This window comes from Streptomyces sp. NPDC005281, assembly GCF_040607495.1.
In the GTDB taxonomy this organism is placed as follows: Bacteria; Actinomycetota; Actinomycetes; order Streptomycetales; family Streptomycetaceae; genus Streptomyces.
Window position 1 is genome coordinate 213,851 of the sequence record NZ_JBEXGX010000010.1, and the last position, 14,960, is coordinate 228,810.

Genomic DNA, 14,960 nt, shown 5'->3' on the forward strand with positions numbered 1-14,960 from the left:
CTTTCGGCTCTGTTCGAAATTTCGTCACACGTTCGAAATGCTGGCGTGACAGTAAGGACGCGGCCCGGGGGGTGTCAATGGGTCGCGCGCATAACGGTTTCGATGCGATGGGCGCAGGATGGCGGGGAATGTTCGGGGGTGCCCGTGTCCGACGGACCGGAATACTTGATTCCGCACAAGATCTTCACAACTGCGACTAGGAACGTTACCGGCGGTGACCCTAGTCTTCCCGCGTCATGGACTATTGCCACGTGTGCCGCAGGCACCTCAACGGCGCCCTCGCCTGTCCCGGGTGCGGCACCCCGGTCGACGAACTCGGAGCGGACGCCGAGGAGACCGGCGTGCGCCCCGAAGCGGGCGTCGACGCCGATGCCGATGCCGACGCGCGCCACGGCGCGGACGACGACGTCGAGTGGCGTTCCCGGCGGGCCGAGCGCCGCCGCGGAGGTCCTGCCCCGGACGCCGGGGCCGGGGGTCCGGGCGACCGGCCGGAGGCTCCGGCCGGCACCAGTCGTCGCGACCGCAAGGCCGCCGCGCATCGCCGCCGGCGCCGCCGCACCCTGTACATAGCGGTTGGTTTCGTCCTCGCGGCCGGCGGTCTGAGTCTGGCCGAACTCGGCGTCGACGCGCCCGGTCTGGGCCCGAGCCCCGCCGCGGCGGAGTCGCCCGACGGCTCGGCCTCGCCGGCGGCGTCCACGCTCTCGAAGAGTTCCCCCTCGGCCTCCGCCACGGCCGGCCGTGCGCCCGGCCCCTCGTCGTCGGTCTCCGCCTCCGCGTCCGCGTCCCGTTCCGCGTCTCCCACGGCGACGAGCGGGAAGACCGGCGGCCCCTCGGCCGCCGGCACTCTCCCGGGCCGGTCCACCTCGGACCCGGTGACCGCCTCTTCGACGCCCCGAACCTCGGCCCCCGCCACCACGTCCCCGACGACGTCGGCCCCCGCGCCGGCACCCTCCTCCTCGGGCAAGTGCAACCGCTTCCTGTGGTGGTGCACGTAGGCGTGTCGCCCGTCGCGGGGTGACCCCTTCTCCGACGCATCCCGGGCGAATCCGCCGGCCGGGGACCGACGGACACTGACCGATTCCGGGGAGGCTCCCAGGTCCTCGGTGGGCCTCGACGGGTTCCGGGGAGGCTCCCAGGTCCTCGGTGGGCCTCGACGGGTTCCGGAGGACGCTGGAATTCTCGTCGGACGCCGACCGGGTCCGGGGCGACCCCGGAAGCTCGCGACGGACGCCGACCGGGCCCGGCGGAGGCCCTCGAGTCCTCAGGCGCCGACGGCGCCTGAATCCCCGCCCAGCATGCGGCGCAGCAGGTCGCGCAGGGCCAGCCGCTCCTCGTCCGAGAGCTCCGCCAACGGCTCGCGGGCGAAGTCGAGCGAGTCGCGCAGCCCCCCGGCGATCCTGCGGCCCTCGGCCGTGGCCGCCGCCAGTTTCACCCGGCGGTCCGCCGGGTCGGGGCGCCGCTCGACCAGCCCCCGCGTCTCCAGCCGGTCCACGATCCCCGTCACGTTCGACGGCTCGCACTTCAGCTGCTGCGCCAGACGGCGCATCGGCAGCGGCTCGAGCGAGAGCAGGCTCAGCAGCCGCGCCTGGGCGCCGGTGAGGGCGTGTTCGGCGGCCGCGTCCTCGTACTCCTCGTGATAGCGCGCCACGACCGTGCCGATCAGCTCGACGACCTCCATGGTCAAGGGGTCGATCCGTGGTCTCTTGTGGGTGGCCATGCCCCTGATCCTAGCGTGTTACTTGACATCATTAAATATTTAGGAGCATGGTTGTTTGAGGTACTGAAGTATTAGAACCGCTCGCAGGCCACCGTGAAAGGCGCACCCTCATGTCCGAGACCCCCACGCTTCCCTCCACCGGCCGTGAATGGCACCTGGTCAGCCGCCCGGTCGGCTGGCCCCAGCCCGCCGACTTCGCCCTGGTCGAGGCCGAGGTCCGGCAGCCGGGTCCCGGCGAGGTCCTGGTACGGAACTCCTACGTCTCCGTCGACCCGTACATGCGCGGCCGCATGAGCGCCGCCAAGTCCTACGTCGCCCCCTTCGAGCTCGGCGAGACCATGCAGGGCGGCGCGGTCGGCGAGGTCATCGCCTCGAACGCCGAGGGCATCGAGGCCGGCGACCACGTGCTGCACTTCCTCGGCTGGCGCGAGTACGCCGTCGTGGACGCCAAGCAGGCCGTCAAGGTGGACCCCGAGGCCGCGCCGCTGTCGACGTACCTCGGCGTCCTCGGCATGACGGGCCTCACCGCGTACGCCGGGCTCCTGCGCACCGCCTCCTTCAAGGAGGGCGACTCCGTCTTCGTGTCCGGCGCCGCCGGTGCCGTCGGCAGCCAGGTCGGCCAGATCGCCCGGCTCAAGGGCGCCTCGCGCGTCATCGGCTCCGCCGGGTCCGACGAGAAGGTCAAGCTGCTCGTCGAGGAGTACGGCTTCGACGCGGCCTTCAACTACAAGAGCGGCCCGGTCTCCCAGCAGCTGCGCGAGGCCGCGCCGGACGGCGTCGACGTCTACTTCGACAACGTGGGCGGCGACCACCTGGAGGCGGCGATCGGCTCCCTGAACCGGGACGGCCGCATCGCCGTCTGCGGCATGATCTCCGTCTACAACAGCACGGAGCCCGCCCCCGGCCCCCGGAACCTGGCCCGGCTGATCCAGACCCGCGGCCGCATCCAGGGCTTCCTCGTGGGCGACCACTACGACCTCCAGCCCGAGTTCGTCCAGGAGGTCGGCGGCTGGATCCGCTCCGGTGAGCTGAAGTACGCCGAGACGATTCTCGAGGGCATCGAGAACAACGCCGAGGCGTTCTTCGGCGTCCTGCGCGGAGACAACATCGGAAAGATGATCGTCAAGCTCTGACCGGGGCGACCGGGGTGACCGGGGCGACGCCCGCCGGTGACATGCCACCGTCGCACACCGCGGAGGCCGCATCCCCGACGCCGGGGAGGCGGCCTCCGTCTCCTGCCTCGTGGTCCGGCGCGGCGCCCCGATAGGGTCTCCCCATGCGTGATCTCGGGGTGGGCTTCGGCTATTTGCTGACCGGCCAGCGGTGGGTGGTCCGGCACGGGAAGAGTTTCGGGTTCGGACTGCTGCCCGGGCTCATCACGCTCGTGCTCTACGCGGCGGCGCTCGTCGCCCTCGGCGTGTACGGGGAGGGCTTCGTCACCTGGGCGACGCCGTTCGCGGACGACTGGACCAGCCCCTGGGCCGGCCTCTTCCGCGGCTTCCTCACCGCCGTCCTGTTCGCCCTCGCGCTCCTCCTCGCCGTCCTCACCTTCACCGCGGTCACCCTGCTCCTGGGCCAGCCCTTCTACGAGAGCCTCTCGGAGAAGGTCGACCGGGACGTCTCCCCGGACGGCACGGCCCCCGAGTCGGGGCGGCCGCTCTGGCGCGAGCTGTGGATCTCCGCCCGTGACAGCCTCCGTGTCCTCGTACGGGCCCTCGTGTGGGGAGTCCTCCTCTTCGCGCTCGGCTTCGTCCCGTTCGTAGGCCAGACCGTCGTCCCGGTGCTCGGCTTCGTCGTCACGGGCTTCTTCCTCACCGAGGAACTCGTCGCCGTCGCCCTCCAGCGCCGCGACGTCGACCTCAGGGAGCGCCTCGCGCTGCTGCGCTCCCGCAAGTCGCTGGTCTGGGGCTTCGGCACCCCGCTGGGCCTCGCCTTCCTCGTCCCGTTCGTCGCGGTGTTCCTGATGCCCGGAGCTGTCGCGGGCGCCACCTTGATGGCCCGTGACCTGCTCGGCGAGGAGATCCGCGAGGGCGAAGCCGACGAGGAGGACTCCGAGGCGGCCTCCGAGCCGGCCTCGGCGGCGGCGCCCGAGGAGCAGAGCACCACCTCGTGACGGGTGCTCAGTCCTCGCCCAGCAGGGTGAGGAAGTCGCGGAACGCGGCCGGCATGTCCACCGATTCCGGGTCCAGCAGCCACTGGTACTGAAGGCCGTCCATCACGGCGACGAGCAGGGGGGCGGCGCGCTCCGGGGTGAGGCCGCTCGGCAGCCGTTCCCCGTACTCGGCCCGCAGGACCACGGCCATGTTCGCGCGCACCGCGGTGTAGCGCCGGGTGAAGAACTCGCGGGCCGGGTGCCCCTCCGTGACGCTCTCGCCGAGCAGGGCCGAGAACGTCTGGATGATCCCGGGCCGCATCGCGTTGTACTCGACCAGCGAGACCAGCAGATCGGCCCGCCACTCGGTGCCCGGAAGGGCGTCCCACTGGTCCCGCTCCCTGAGCACGGCGACGAGCACGGCCTCCTTGGTGGGGAAATGGTGCAGCAGGCCCTGCTGGGTGAGGCCGACGCGCTCGGCGACCGCGGCGAGGCTCGCGCCCCGGTAACCGCGCTCGGCGATCACCTCCAGCGCCGCGCGCACGATCTCGGCGCGCCGCTCCTCGCTCCGGGACCTGGTCGTCATGGCGTCACCGTACGGCATCCGATCATTCCAATTGTAACGGCAGAATAACGAAACCTACCGCTCTACAGGCGACCGATGCACGATGTGGGGGACCGACGGCTTTCAACGAGGAGGTGCCGCCATGGCGGAGACTGCGGTGGAGACGGCGAAGGACCACGAGGACGCCGAGACGGCCCGCGAAGCCGTCGTCGAGGCGGCCCTCGCCCGGCTCGGCCTGGACGCGAAGGCCCGGCTGCTGTCCGGACGGAACATGTGGACGCTGCCAGCGCTCCCCGAGATCGGGCTGAGGTCCCTGGTCATGTCCGACGGCCCCATCGGCGTCCGGGGTGTCCACTGGAGCGCCGACGACCCCTCCGTCGCCCTGCCCTCGCCCACGGCGCTCGCCGCCGCCTGGGACCCGGAACTGGCCCGCCGCGCCGGCGTGCTCCTCGCCCAGGAGGCCCGCCGCAAGGGCGTCCACGTCCTGCTCGCCCCCACCGTCAACCTCCACCGCTCACCGCTCGGCGGCCGGCACTTCGAGGCCTACAGCGAGGACCCGCTCCTGACCGGCGCGATCGGCAGCGGCTATGTCCGGGGCGTGCAGTCCGGCGGGGTCGGCACCACCGTCAAGCACTTCGTCGCCAACGACGCCGAGACCGACCGCTTCACGGTGAACAACCTCGTCTCCGAACGCGCCCTGCGCGAGCTGTACCTGGCTCCCTTCGAGGCCGTCGTCGAGAACGCCCACCCGTGGGGCATCATGACCGCCTACAACTCGGTCAACGGCACGACGATGAGCGAGCACCGCCACCTCGTGAACGAGGTCCTGCGCGGTGAATGGGGCTTCGACGGCTTCAACGTCTCCGACTGGATGGCCGCCCGCTCCACCACGGCCGCGATAGAGGGCGGCCTCGACGTCGCCATGCCCGGCCCCCGGACCGTCTACGGCGAACCGCTCGCCGCCGCCGTGCGCGCCGGCGAGGTCGCGGAGGCCACCGTCGACGCGGCCGTCCGCAACGTGCTGCGGCTCGCCGCCCGCGTCGGCGTCCTGGAGGGCGCGGAACCCGTCGTGACCGAGCCGCCGGAGACCGTGGACGGACCGGCGCTGGCCCGCGAGATCGCCCGCCGGGGCTTCGTCCTCGTCCGCAACGAAGGTGCCCTGCCGCTCCCCGAAGGGCACCGGGTCGCCCTCATCGGCGCCGCCGCCCGCGACGCCCGCGTCCTCGGCGGCGGCTCCGCCACCGTCTTCCCGGCCCGGATCGTCCCGCCCCTGGACGGCCTCGCCGCCGCCCTGCCCGAGGGGAGCCTGACGTACGCCGTCGGCGCCGACCCGACCGTGGAACTCCCCATCGCCGGGAAGGGCTTCGAGCTGCGAGCCATCTGCCGCGACGCCTCCGGCGAGGTCATCGCCACGGCCTCCGCCCCGAACGGCCAGATCCAGTGGATGGGCGACGACCTGCCGGACGGGGTCACCTACGACAATCTCCACAGCGTCGAACTCACCGGCACCTTCACCCCGCGTGAGAGCGGCCCGCACACCTTCGGCGTCAAGGGCCTCGGCGCGTTCACCCTCACCGTCGACGGGACGACGTACTTCGACGACGTCCAGGGCGCCGACAAGGACGACCCCTTCGTGACGTTCTTCGGCGCCCCCGTCCCCCGCGGTCAGGCCGAACTCGCCGCGGGCGAAACGGTGGAGGTCTCCCTCACCCACGTCGTCGCGTTCCCCGAGGACGTTCCGATGAGGGTCGTCGGCTTCTCGCTCGCCCACCAGGAGCCCGTACGGGACGCGGACGAACTGATCGCCGAGGCGGTCGCGGCGGCCCGCGCCGCCGACACCGTCGTCGTCGTGGTCGCCACCACCGACCGTGTCGAGTCCGAGGGCTTCGACCGGGCGGACCTGAGGCTCCCCGGCCGCCAGGACGAGCTGGTGCACGCCGTCGCCGCCGCCAACCCGAACACCGTCGTGGTCGTCAACTCCGGCTCCCCGGTGGAACTCCCGTGGCGTGACGAGGTCGCCGCCGTGCTCCTCAGCTGGTTCCCGGGGCAGGAGGGCGGGGCCGCCCTCGCCGACGTCCTCACCGGCGCCCACGAGCCGGGCGGCCGCCTCCCCACCACCTGGGGCTCCCTCGCCGACGCCCCGGTCACCCGGGTGCGCCCCGACGGCGGCGAACTCCCGTACGCCGAGGACGTCTTCATCGGCTACCGCGCCTGGGAGAAGGAGGGCAGGACCCCCTCGTACGCTTTCGGGCACGGCCTCGGCTACACCGACTGGACGTACGAGTCCGTCGAGGCCGAGGGCACGACCGTCACCGTCCGTGTCCGCAACTCGGGTCGACGTGCCGGTCGTGAGGTCGTCCAGGTCTACCTCGCCCCCGCGGAACCCGGCACCGAGCGGCCCGTCCGGGCACTCGCCGGATTCGCCGGGGTCGAGGCCGGATCCGGCGAGAGCGTCGAGGCCGTCGTGGAACTTCCGCGCCGCGCCTTCGAGGTCTGGGACACCGCCACGAGCACCTGGGCGTTTGTGAAGGGTTCGTACGAGATTCAGGTAGGCCGTTCCCTTTCGGACCTCCGTCTGAGCACGATCATCGAGGCGTGAACAACGCGCCCGCCTACGGCCGGCCCCGGCCCGGAACCTGACATCCGGACCGGGGCTCGCCGTTACTGCACGGCCGCGAAGGACACGCGCCCGCGGAACGCGGCCCGGGACTCCCTAGGACCGCACGGAGAACCCGTACACCGTCTCCGACCTGTACACCTCGCCCGGCCGCAGCTGTGTGCTCGGGAACTCCGGCCGGTTCGGGGAGTCGGGGAAATGCTGGGTCTCCAGCGCGATGCCGTCGTTGGGGGAGAAGGGGTCGCCCAGGTGGTCGGCGGTGTAGAGCTGGAGGCCGGGTTCGGTGGTCGCGACGGTCAGCACGCGCCCGGACGACGGGTCGTACAGCTCGGCGACCTCCACGGGAGCGGCGGTGGCCCCCTTGTCGAGCACGTAGTTGTGGTCATAGCCCGCGCCGGTCTTGCGGGACTCGCGGAAGTCGAAGCGGGTGCCCTCGACCGGGTCGAGCTCCCCGGTCGGGACGAGTTGCTCGTCCACCCGCGTCAGCCGTGACGCGTCGAGCCGGAGCTCGTGCCCGACCGCGCTGCCGGAGCCGCCGAGGTTCCAGTACGTGTGGTTCGTCAGGTTCACCACGGTCGGCGCGTCGGTGACCGCCTCGTAGGCGATCCGCAGCGCGCCCCGCTCGTCGAGCGTGTACGTCGTCGAGACCTCCAGACGCCCCGGGAAGCCCTCCTCGCCGTCCGGGCTGACCCGGGAGAGCCGCACCCCGTGATCGAGCGGCTCCGCGTCCCACACGCGCTTGTCGAAACCGTCGTCGCCGCCGTGCAGCGAGTTGGGCCCGTTGTTCGGCTCCAGGGGATACGTCACCCCGTCCAGCGTGAAGCGCGCACCCCCGATCCGGTTCGCGTACCGTCCGACCAGCGCGCCGAGGTACGGCTCGGGATGGGCCGTGTACCCCTCCAGGGCGGGGAAGCCCAGGGTCACGTCCACGGCCCGCCCGTCCCGGTCCGGCACCTCGGCCGACTGCACGATCCCGCCGTAGGTGAGCACCCGCACCCGGACCCCGGCGCGCTCCAGGGTCCAGCGGTGGACCCTGGTGCCGTCGGAAAGTGTGCCGAAAAGTTCACTCATGAGAGAAACCCTAGGTCACGGGTTCGCGTGCCGTGACCGTTCGGTAGGCGATCTCCGCGAGTCGCGCCTGTCCGTCCCTGCTCGGGTGGAACCAGTCCCAGTGGCTCAACTGGTCCGTGCCGAAGCGGTAGCCGAAGACCGCGTTGCCGTCGAAGCGGCAGCGCCGGTCCTTGGCGCACACCTCGCGCAGCACCTCGTTGTACTCCTTCACCCGGTCCCACACCTGCCCGCGCCGCAGGGTCGCCGCCGAGCCGAGCGAGTCCGGGTCGCCGAGCATCGAGGGGCAGATGCCCAGCTTCCACACCTGCTTGCCCAGCGGATTGCCGCGCCCCTCGGACCACAGCCGCTTCAGATCCGGCACGCTCGACACGTACACCTGGGTCTTGGGCAGCGTGCGGCGCAGCGTGTTCATCGCGTCCTGGAACTCGGTGCGGAAGCCGGCGACGGGCGTCATCGCCGAGGCGGAGGAGCGGCAGGCGTCGTTGGCGCCCGCCATCACCGTGACCAGCTCGGGCCCGCGGGCCGCCGCCTGTTCCATCTGGCCGGCAAGGTCGGCCATCCGTGCGCCGGTCACCGCGTAGTTCCAGCTGCGCTCGGCCGCGCCGGTGGGACCGAGCAGCCGTACGGCGAGGCTGTCGACCCGCGGATCGCTGCCGGTCGCCCACGACACCTCGGGGCAGTCCGACAGCACGCTGCACGCGTCGAAACCGCGCGTGATCGAGTCGCCGACCGCGGCCATGGAGTCCGGGCTGCGGTCCCAGACCGGCGTGGGCCTCGCCGACGGCCGGAGTCCCGCGGTCCCGCCCGGCGCCGAGGAGTTGCCGGCGGCGTCGCAGGCGGCGGTGCCCAGGAGAGCCGCCGCCGATGCGACGGCGAAGGCGGCCCGCCAACGGTGGCTGCGATTCCGCATCCCCTGGTCTCCTCGTTCGTTGTACAGGGTTGGTCGGCACCCGCTCCGCGCGGTCGGTCGCACCACGTCGTACACGGTCGGTCGCGCCGCGTTCCCATGGTGCGGCCGTCTTCACCCGGGAGGCGGACCCGGACCCCGGCAGCGGAGTCCGGACACGTCCCGCCGGGTGAAACCTCGGAGGTTCACGGCGCTTGGACCGACGGTACGTCACACTCCTTGCGCCGCCGCAAGGTAGCCTCGCCACGTGGCCGCCCTGCCACCGCCGTTCCGCTAAGTTACAAGATGTCTCGCTCTGTCCGGAGGCCCCAGTGACGACACGTGGAGTTCTCTACGTGCACTCCGCGCCCCGCGCGTTGTGTCCGCATGTCGAGTGGGCGGTCGCGGGGGTGCTCGGCACGCGCGTCAACCTCGACTGGATCCGGCAGCCCGCCGCGCCGGGCACCTGGAGATCCGAGTTCTCCTGGAAGGGCGAGGCCGGCACCGCCTCCAAGCTCGCCTCCGCGCTGCGCGGCTGGCACCTGCTGCGCTTCGAGGTCACCGCCGAACCCTGTCCCACCGCCGAGGGCGAGCGCTACAGCTGCACCCCCGAGCTCGGCATCTTCCACGCGGTCACCGGCATCCACGGCGACATCCTCATCCCCGAGGACCGTCTGCGCGCCGCGCTGCTGCGCTCCCAGCGGGGCGAGAGCGACCTGGAGGCCGACCTCGCCAAGCTCCTCGGCAAGCCCTGGGACGACGAACTCGAGCCCTTCCGCTACGCGGGCGAGGGCGCCCCGGTCCGCTGGCTGCACCAGGTGGTGTGACCCGGGCCGGGTGACGCCCCGTCGGCGTCACCGGGACCGCTGCCGAAGAACGTACGACTGTGGCCCGTACCCCTGATCCCAGGGGTACGGGCCACAGTCGTACGGAACGGAGGACCGGCGTCAGACGGAACGGAACGCCAGCACCACGTTGTGCCCGCCGAAGCCGAACGAGTCGTTCAGGGCGGCGATACGGCCCTCGACGGGCAGCTTGCGCGCCTCGCCGCGGACGATGTCGGCGGCGGCCTCGGCCTCGGGGTCGAGGTTCTCCACGTTGATGGTCGGCGGCGCGAGACGGTGGTACAGCGCGAGCACGGCCGCGACCGACTCGACACCGCCGGCGCCACCGAGGAGGTGACCGGTCATCGACTTGGTGGCGGAGACCGCGAAGTGGTCGGCCTCGTCGCCGAACACCTTGCGCAGCGCCTTCAGTTCGGCCACGTCACCGGCCGGGGTCGAGGTGGCGTGCGCGTTCACGTGCACGATCTCGGCCGGGTCCAGGTCGGTGTTGTCGAGCAGGTTCTGAAGGGCCTGCGAGATACCGCGGCCCTCGGGCTCCGGCTGCACGATGTCGTGCGCGTCGGCCGAGATGCCCTGGCCCACCGCCTCGGCGTACACCCGGGCGCCGCGCTTGGCGGCGTGCTCGGCGGACTCCAGGACGACGACGCCGGCACCCTCGCCGAGGACGAAGCCGTCACGGGCGACGTCGTAGGGGCGCGAGGCACCCGTCGGGTCGTCGTTGTTCTTGGACATCGCCATCATGTTGCCGAACGCGGCGATGGGAAGCGGGTGGATGGCCGCCTCGGTGCCGCCGGCGACGACGACGTCGGCGCGGCCCGTGCGGATCATCTCGATGGCGTAGCCGATGGCCTCGGCGCCGGAGGCGCAGGCGGAGACCGGGGTGTGCACACCGGCGCGGGCGCCCACGGCGAGACCCACGTTGGCGGACGGGCCGTTCGGCATCAGCATCGGAACGGTGTGCGGGGAGACGCGGCGTACGCCCTTCTCCTTCAGCACGTCGTACTGGTCGAGCAGAGTCGTCACACCACCGATGCCGGAGGCGATGACCGTGCCCAGCCGCTCGGGCTCGATGCTCGGGTCCTCGCCCGCCTTGTCGGTGAAACCGGCGTCGGCCCAGGCTTCCTTGGCCGCGATCAGCGCGAACTGCGCCGAGCGGTCCAGCCGGCGGGCCTGCGGGCGGGGAATGACCTCGCCCGGCTCGACGGCGATCTGTGCCGCGATACGGACGGCCTGGTCGGCGGCCCACTCCTGCTCGAGGGGGCGGACGCCGGAACGTCCGGCGATCAGGCCCTCCCAGGTAGAGGCTGCGTCGCCACCCAGCGGTGTGGTTGCGCCGATACCGGTGACGACCACGGTGCGATTGGTCGGGCTCACGGGAATTCTTTCTCCAACGGATACGAGGATTCAGCGGCGCCACCGCCGGGTGGCGGGGCATCAGCCCGGGCGAACCAGGGCACACGGCCCCGGTGAACCCGGACGGTCGGCCCAGGTGATCGGAAGATCAGGCCTGGTTCTTGAGGATGTAGGCGGTCGCGTCGCCGACGGTCTTGAGGTTCTTGACGTCGTCGTCCGGGATCTTGACGTCGAAGCGCTCTTCGGCGGCGACGACGACCTCGACCATGGACAGCGAGTCGACGTCCAGGTCGTCGGTGAAGGACTTGTCCAGCTGGACGTCCTCGGTGGGGATCCCGGCGATCTCGTTGACGATCTCGGCGAGACCTTCGACGATCTCTTCCTGAGTGGCGGCCATGTCAGGCGCTCCTTCGGTGTGTTTACAGAGGGTGGCGATATTCCGTACGGACCGGATGATCCGGCACGGAGTGCCTAGGGGAGGGTAACGACCGTCGCGGCGTACACGAGACCCGCCCCGAAGCCGATGACGAGCGCGGTGTCGCCGCTCTTCGCCGCACCGGTCGCCAGAAGCCGCTCCATTGCGAGCGGGATCGAGGCGGCCGAGGTGTTGCCGGTGGTACGCACGTCACGCGCGACCGTGACGTGTCCCGGCAGTTTCAGCGTCTTCACCATCGAGTCGATGATCCGCTCGTTGGCCTGGTGGGGAATGAAGACATCCAGGTCGTCCGAGCTGATCCCGGCCGCGTCCAGCGCCTGCTGTGCGACCTTCGCCATCTCGAACACGGCCCAGCGGAACACCGCCTGGCCCTCCTGCGTGATGGCAGGGAACTTGATCTCGCCCTTGGAGTCGAGCGGAAGCCGGGAGACGTCGCCGCTCCGGAACTGGTCCCACGGCACGGTCTGCTTGATCGTGCCGGACTTGTCGCCCTCACTGCCCCACACGGTGGGGCCGATGTGCGGCTCGTCGGAGGGACCCACGACGATCGCGCCCGCGCCGTCGCCGAACAGGAAGGCCGTCGCGCGGTCCTCCAGGTCGGTGAGGTCGGACAGCCGCTCCACGCCGATGACGAGGACGTACTCGGCCGAACCCTCGACGATCATGCCCTTGGCGAGGGTCAGGCCGTAGCCGAAGCCCGCGCAGCCGGCCGAGATGTCGAAGGCCGCGGCCTTGTTCGTGCCGAGCTTGTCGGCGATCTCGGTGGCGATGGCCGGGGTCTGGCTGAAGTGCGACACGGTGGCGACCACCACGGCGCCGATCTGCTCGGCGGTGATCCCGGCGTCGGCGATGGCCTTGCCGGACGCCTCGATCGACATCGCGGCGACGGTCTCCTCGTCGGAGGCCCAGTGCCGGGTCTCGATGCCGGAGCGCGAACGGATCCACTCGTCGGACGAGTCGATCGTCTCCAGGATCACCTCGTTCGGCACCACCCGGACCGGACGGTAGCCGCCGACGCCGAGGATGCGCGCGAACGGAGCGCCCTTGGGTGCCTTGATCTTCGACATGCTCTCGGGCTCCTCAGGCGGCGCCGTGCTCGGCGATGAGCTCGCGAGCCGCGTCCAGGTCGTCGGGGGTCTTCAGGGCCAGCGTCGGGACGCCGGGCAGCGCGCGCTTGGCCAGACCGGTCAGCGTGCCGCCGGGGCACACCTCGATCAGCGCGGTCGCGCCGAGCTCCCGGAAGGTCTCCATGCACAGGTCCCAGCGGACCGGGTTGGCGACCTGGCCGACCAGGCGCGAGACGACCTCGGCACCCGAGGACACGGCCAGGCCGTCCCGGTTCGAGACGTACGTGACCCGGGGGTCGGCCGGAGCCAGTTCCTCGGCGGCCTTCGCCAGCGCCTCGACCGCGGGGGCCATGTGGACGGTGTGGAACGCGCCCGCCACCTTCAGGGCCACGACACGCCGGACACCCTCGGGCTTGTCCGCCTCCAGCGCGGCCAGCTGCTCCAGCGTGCCCGCGGCGACGATCTGGCCGGCGCCGTTCACGTTCGCCGGAGTCAGACCCAGCTTCTCCAGGTGCGCGACCGTCGTGTCGTGGTCCCCGCCGAGCAGCGCCGACATACCGGTCTGCGTGACGGCGGCGGCGTCGGCCATCGCCAGGCCGCGCTTGCGGACGAGGGCGAGGGCGGTGGTGTCGTCGAGCACTCCCGCGAACGCGGCGGCGGTGATCTCGCCGACGCTGTGGCCGGCGACGGCACCGGGGGTGACGTCACCGAGCGCGGCGGCGGACAGAAGACCGGCGGCGACCAGGAGCGGCTGTGCGACAGCCGTGTCACGGATCGCGTCCGCGTCGGCCTGCGTGCCGTAGTGGGCAAGGTCCAGCCCGATGGCGTCCGACCACGCGGCGAGGCGTTCGGCGGCACCGGGGAGGTCGAGCCAAGGAGTCAGGAAGCCGGGCGTCTGAGCGCCCTGGCCGGGAGCGACGAGTACGAGCACTCTCACACTCTCTCTTGTGGACGGCCACGGCCGCCCGTGGGGACAGGGACGAAGAACACGAGGGGGAATTGTAGGTCCCCGACAAAAGCCTACGTTTGTGGATCTCCATCGGCCAGACGCCCCAGGATCAGCGCGATCCGCAGCGTGAACGCCGACCGAACATCCGAGGGCGACCAGCCGGTGACGTCAGTCACACGTCGGAGCCGGTAGCGCACGGTGTTGGGATGGACGAACAGCATCCGGGCCGCGCCTTCGAGGCTGCTCGCCTGCTCCAGATAGACGCTGAGCGTCTCCAGGAGCGCCGAGCCCGCCTCCTCCAGCGGTCTGTAGATCTCCTCCACCAACTGCTCACGGGCGGACGGGTCTCCGGCGATCGCGCGCTCCGGCAGCAGATCGTCCGCCAGAACCGGACGTGGGGCGTCCTGCCAGGCGAAACACGCCTTGAGTCCGGCCGCCGCGGCCTGCGCGGACCGGGTCGCGGCCAGCAGATCGGGCACGATCGGCCCGGCGACGACCGATCCGGCGGCGAACGGGCCGATCAGCGACTTGGCGACGGCGAGCGGGTTGTCGCTGCCGCCCGCGATGACGACCAGCCGGTCCCCGAGCACTCCCGTCAGCACCTGGAGCTTGGCGTGCCGGGCCGCACGCCGGATCGCCTCGACCGTCAGCTCGCTGTCACCGTCGGGTGCCGTGCCCAGCACCACGCAGACATGTTCGGGCGAGCTCCAGCCGAGCGCGGCGGCCCGGGAGACGGCGCCCTCGTCGGCCTCGCCGGAGAGCACGGCGTTCACGACGAGCGATTCGAGCCGGGCGTCCCAGGCGCCGCGTGCCTCCGCCGCCTGCGCGTACACCTGGGCGGTGGCGAAGGCGATCTCGCGGGCGTAGACCAGCAGCGCCTCGCGCAGCACGGACTCGTCGCCGGGTGCCGCCACCTCGTCGATGGCCGATTCCATGACCTCGATTGTCGTCCGCACCATCTCCACCGTCTGGCGCAGCGTGATGGCCCTGGTCAGCTCGCGTGGCGCGGTGCCGAAGACGTCGGTGGAGATGGCCTGCGGCGCGTCCGGGTGACGGAACCACTCCGTGAAGGCCGCGATACCGGCCTGCGCCACCAGCCCGATCCACGACCGGTTCTCCGGTGGCATGGCCCGGTACCACGGCAGCGTCTCGTCCATCCGCGTGATGGCCTGGGCGGCGAGAGTACCGGCCGACTTCTCCAGCCGCTTGAGGGTCGCGGTGTGTGAGTGGACGTCGTGCGCTGGGCGCTCGGTCTTGCTGGCTTCGGGTTCGGGCACGGAACAAGACTGCCTTATCGGGACGGAGCTGTGCGGCGGCGGGTCGCAAGTAGGCGGGGGCGGTCGCCGGGCCCGGGGCCTGTCG

Annotated in this window: 14 protein-coding genes; 5 read left to right on the plus strand and 9 right to left on the minus strand. The window is 71.6% G+C overall.

The genetic code is table 11. The features are described 5' to 3' along the window. Positions 1-236: 236 nt before the first annotated feature. The gene (locus ABZV42_RS16695; protein WP_355976264.1) at positions 237-995 is read left to right on the plus strand and encodes a hypothetical protein; all 759 of its coding nucleotides are present in this window, start codon (positions 237-239) and stop codon (positions 993-995) included. 266 nt (positions 996-1,261) lie between these two features. Here ABZV42_RS16695 and ABZV42_RS16700 read toward each other — a convergent pair whose 3' ends face one another. Then, on the minus strand, positions 1,262-1,717 hold the full coding sequence (locus tag ABZV42_RS16700; RefSeq protein ID WP_355976261.1) for a MarR family transcriptional regulator: 456 nt from the start codon (positions 1,715-1,717) through the stop codon (positions 1,262-1,264). 110 nt (positions 1,718-1,827) lie between these two features. Between ABZV42_RS16700 and ABZV42_RS16705 the strand changes: the two genes are divergently transcribed. Next, positions 1,828-2,850 carry an NADP-dependent oxidoreductase gene (locus ABZV42_RS16705; protein WP_355976258.1) on the plus strand — a complete coding sequence of 341 codons (1,023 nt, stop codon included), beginning with the start codon at positions 1,828-1,830 and terminating at the stop codon, positions 2,848-2,850. 143 nt (positions 2,851-2,993) lie between these two features. Beyond that, positions 2,994-3,830: an EI24 domain-containing protein gene (locus tag ABZV42_RS16710; RefSeq protein ID WP_355976255.1), complete on the plus strand. Its 837-nt coding sequence runs from the start codon at positions 2,994-2,996 to the stop codon at positions 3,828-3,830. 7 nt (positions 3,831-3,837) lie between these two features. On the opposite strand, the gene ABZV42_RS16715 is transcribed toward ABZV42_RS16710, so the two are convergent. After that, entirely contained in the window at positions 3,838-4,413 is a 576-nt protein-coding gene (locus ABZV42_RS16715; protein WP_355976252.1) for a TetR family transcriptional regulator, read from the minus strand. Between the two features lie 103 nt (positions 4,414-4,516). On the opposite strand from ABZV42_RS16715, the gene ABZV42_RS16720 reads away from it, so the two are divergent. Next, on the plus strand, positions 4,517-6,973 hold the full coding sequence (locus tag ABZV42_RS16720) for a glycoside hydrolase family 3 C-terminal domain-containing protein (protein ID WP_356052350.1): 2,457 nt from the start codon (positions 4,517-4,519) through the stop codon (positions 6,971-6,973). A gap of 114 nt (positions 6,974-7,087) precedes the next feature. Here ABZV42_RS16720 and ABZV42_RS16725 read toward each other — a convergent pair whose 3' ends face one another. Together ABZV42_RS16725 and ABZV42_RS16730 are read right to left on the minus strand one after the other, a co-directional pair. Beyond that, positions 7,088-8,062, minus strand: coding sequence for an aldose epimerase family protein (locus ABZV42_RS16725; protein ID WP_356052352.1), 975 nt, complete (start codon positions 8,060-8,062; stop codon positions 7,088-7,090). 10 nt (positions 8,063-8,072) lie between these two features. After that, on the minus strand, positions 8,073-8,972 hold the full coding sequence (locus ABZV42_RS16730) for an SGNH/GDSL hydrolase family protein (protein WP_355976244.1): 900 nt from the start codon (positions 8,970-8,972) through the stop codon (positions 8,073-8,075). A gap of 308 nt (positions 8,973-9,280) precedes the next feature. Here ABZV42_RS16730 and ABZV42_RS16735 point away from each other — a divergent pair, with 308 nt between their 5' ends. Then, complete coding sequence (locus ABZV42_RS16735; protein ID WP_037623426.1) at positions 9,281-9,775, plus strand: DUF3145 domain-containing protein; 495 nt, start codon at positions 9,281-9,283, stop codon at positions 9,773-9,775. Positions 9,776-9,895: 120 nt separating this feature from the next. Here the strand turns inward: ABZV42_RS16735 and fabF are convergent, their stop codons facing one another. From fabF to fasR, 5 genes are all read right to left on the minus strand, one after another. Then, complete coding sequence (fabF, locus tag ABZV42_RS16740; protein WP_356052354.1) at positions 9,896-11,167, minus strand: beta-ketoacyl-ACP synthase II; 1,272 nt, start codon at positions 11,165-11,167, stop codon at positions 9,896-9,898. 127 nt (positions 11,168-11,294) lie between these two features. Then, positions 11,295-11,543 (minus strand): acyl carrier protein, encoded by a 249-nt coding sequence (locus ABZV42_RS16745; protein ID WP_329299470.1) that lies wholly within the window; start codon positions 11,541-11,543, stop codon positions 11,295-11,297. 74 nt (positions 11,544-11,617) lie between these two features. Next, the gene (locus ABZV42_RS16750) at positions 11,618-12,649 is read right to left on the minus strand and encodes a ketoacyl-ACP synthase III (protein WP_355976235.1); all 1,032 of its coding nucleotides are present in this window, start codon (positions 12,647-12,649) and stop codon (positions 11,618-11,620) included. Positions 12,650-12,662: 13 nt separating this feature from the next. Beyond that, entirely contained in the window at positions 12,663-13,580 is a 918-nt protein-coding gene (locus ABZV42_RS16755; protein WP_355976232.1) for an ACP S-malonyltransferase, read from the minus strand. An 89-nt stretch (positions 13,581-13,669) separates the two neighbouring features. After that, a complete protein-coding gene (gene fasR, locus ABZV42_RS16760) occupies positions 13,670-14,875 on the minus strand; it encodes a fatty acid biosynthesis transcriptional regulator FasR (RefSeq protein WP_355976229.1) in 1,206 nt (401 codons plus the stop codon). Positions 14,876-14,960: the final 85 nt, after the last annotated feature.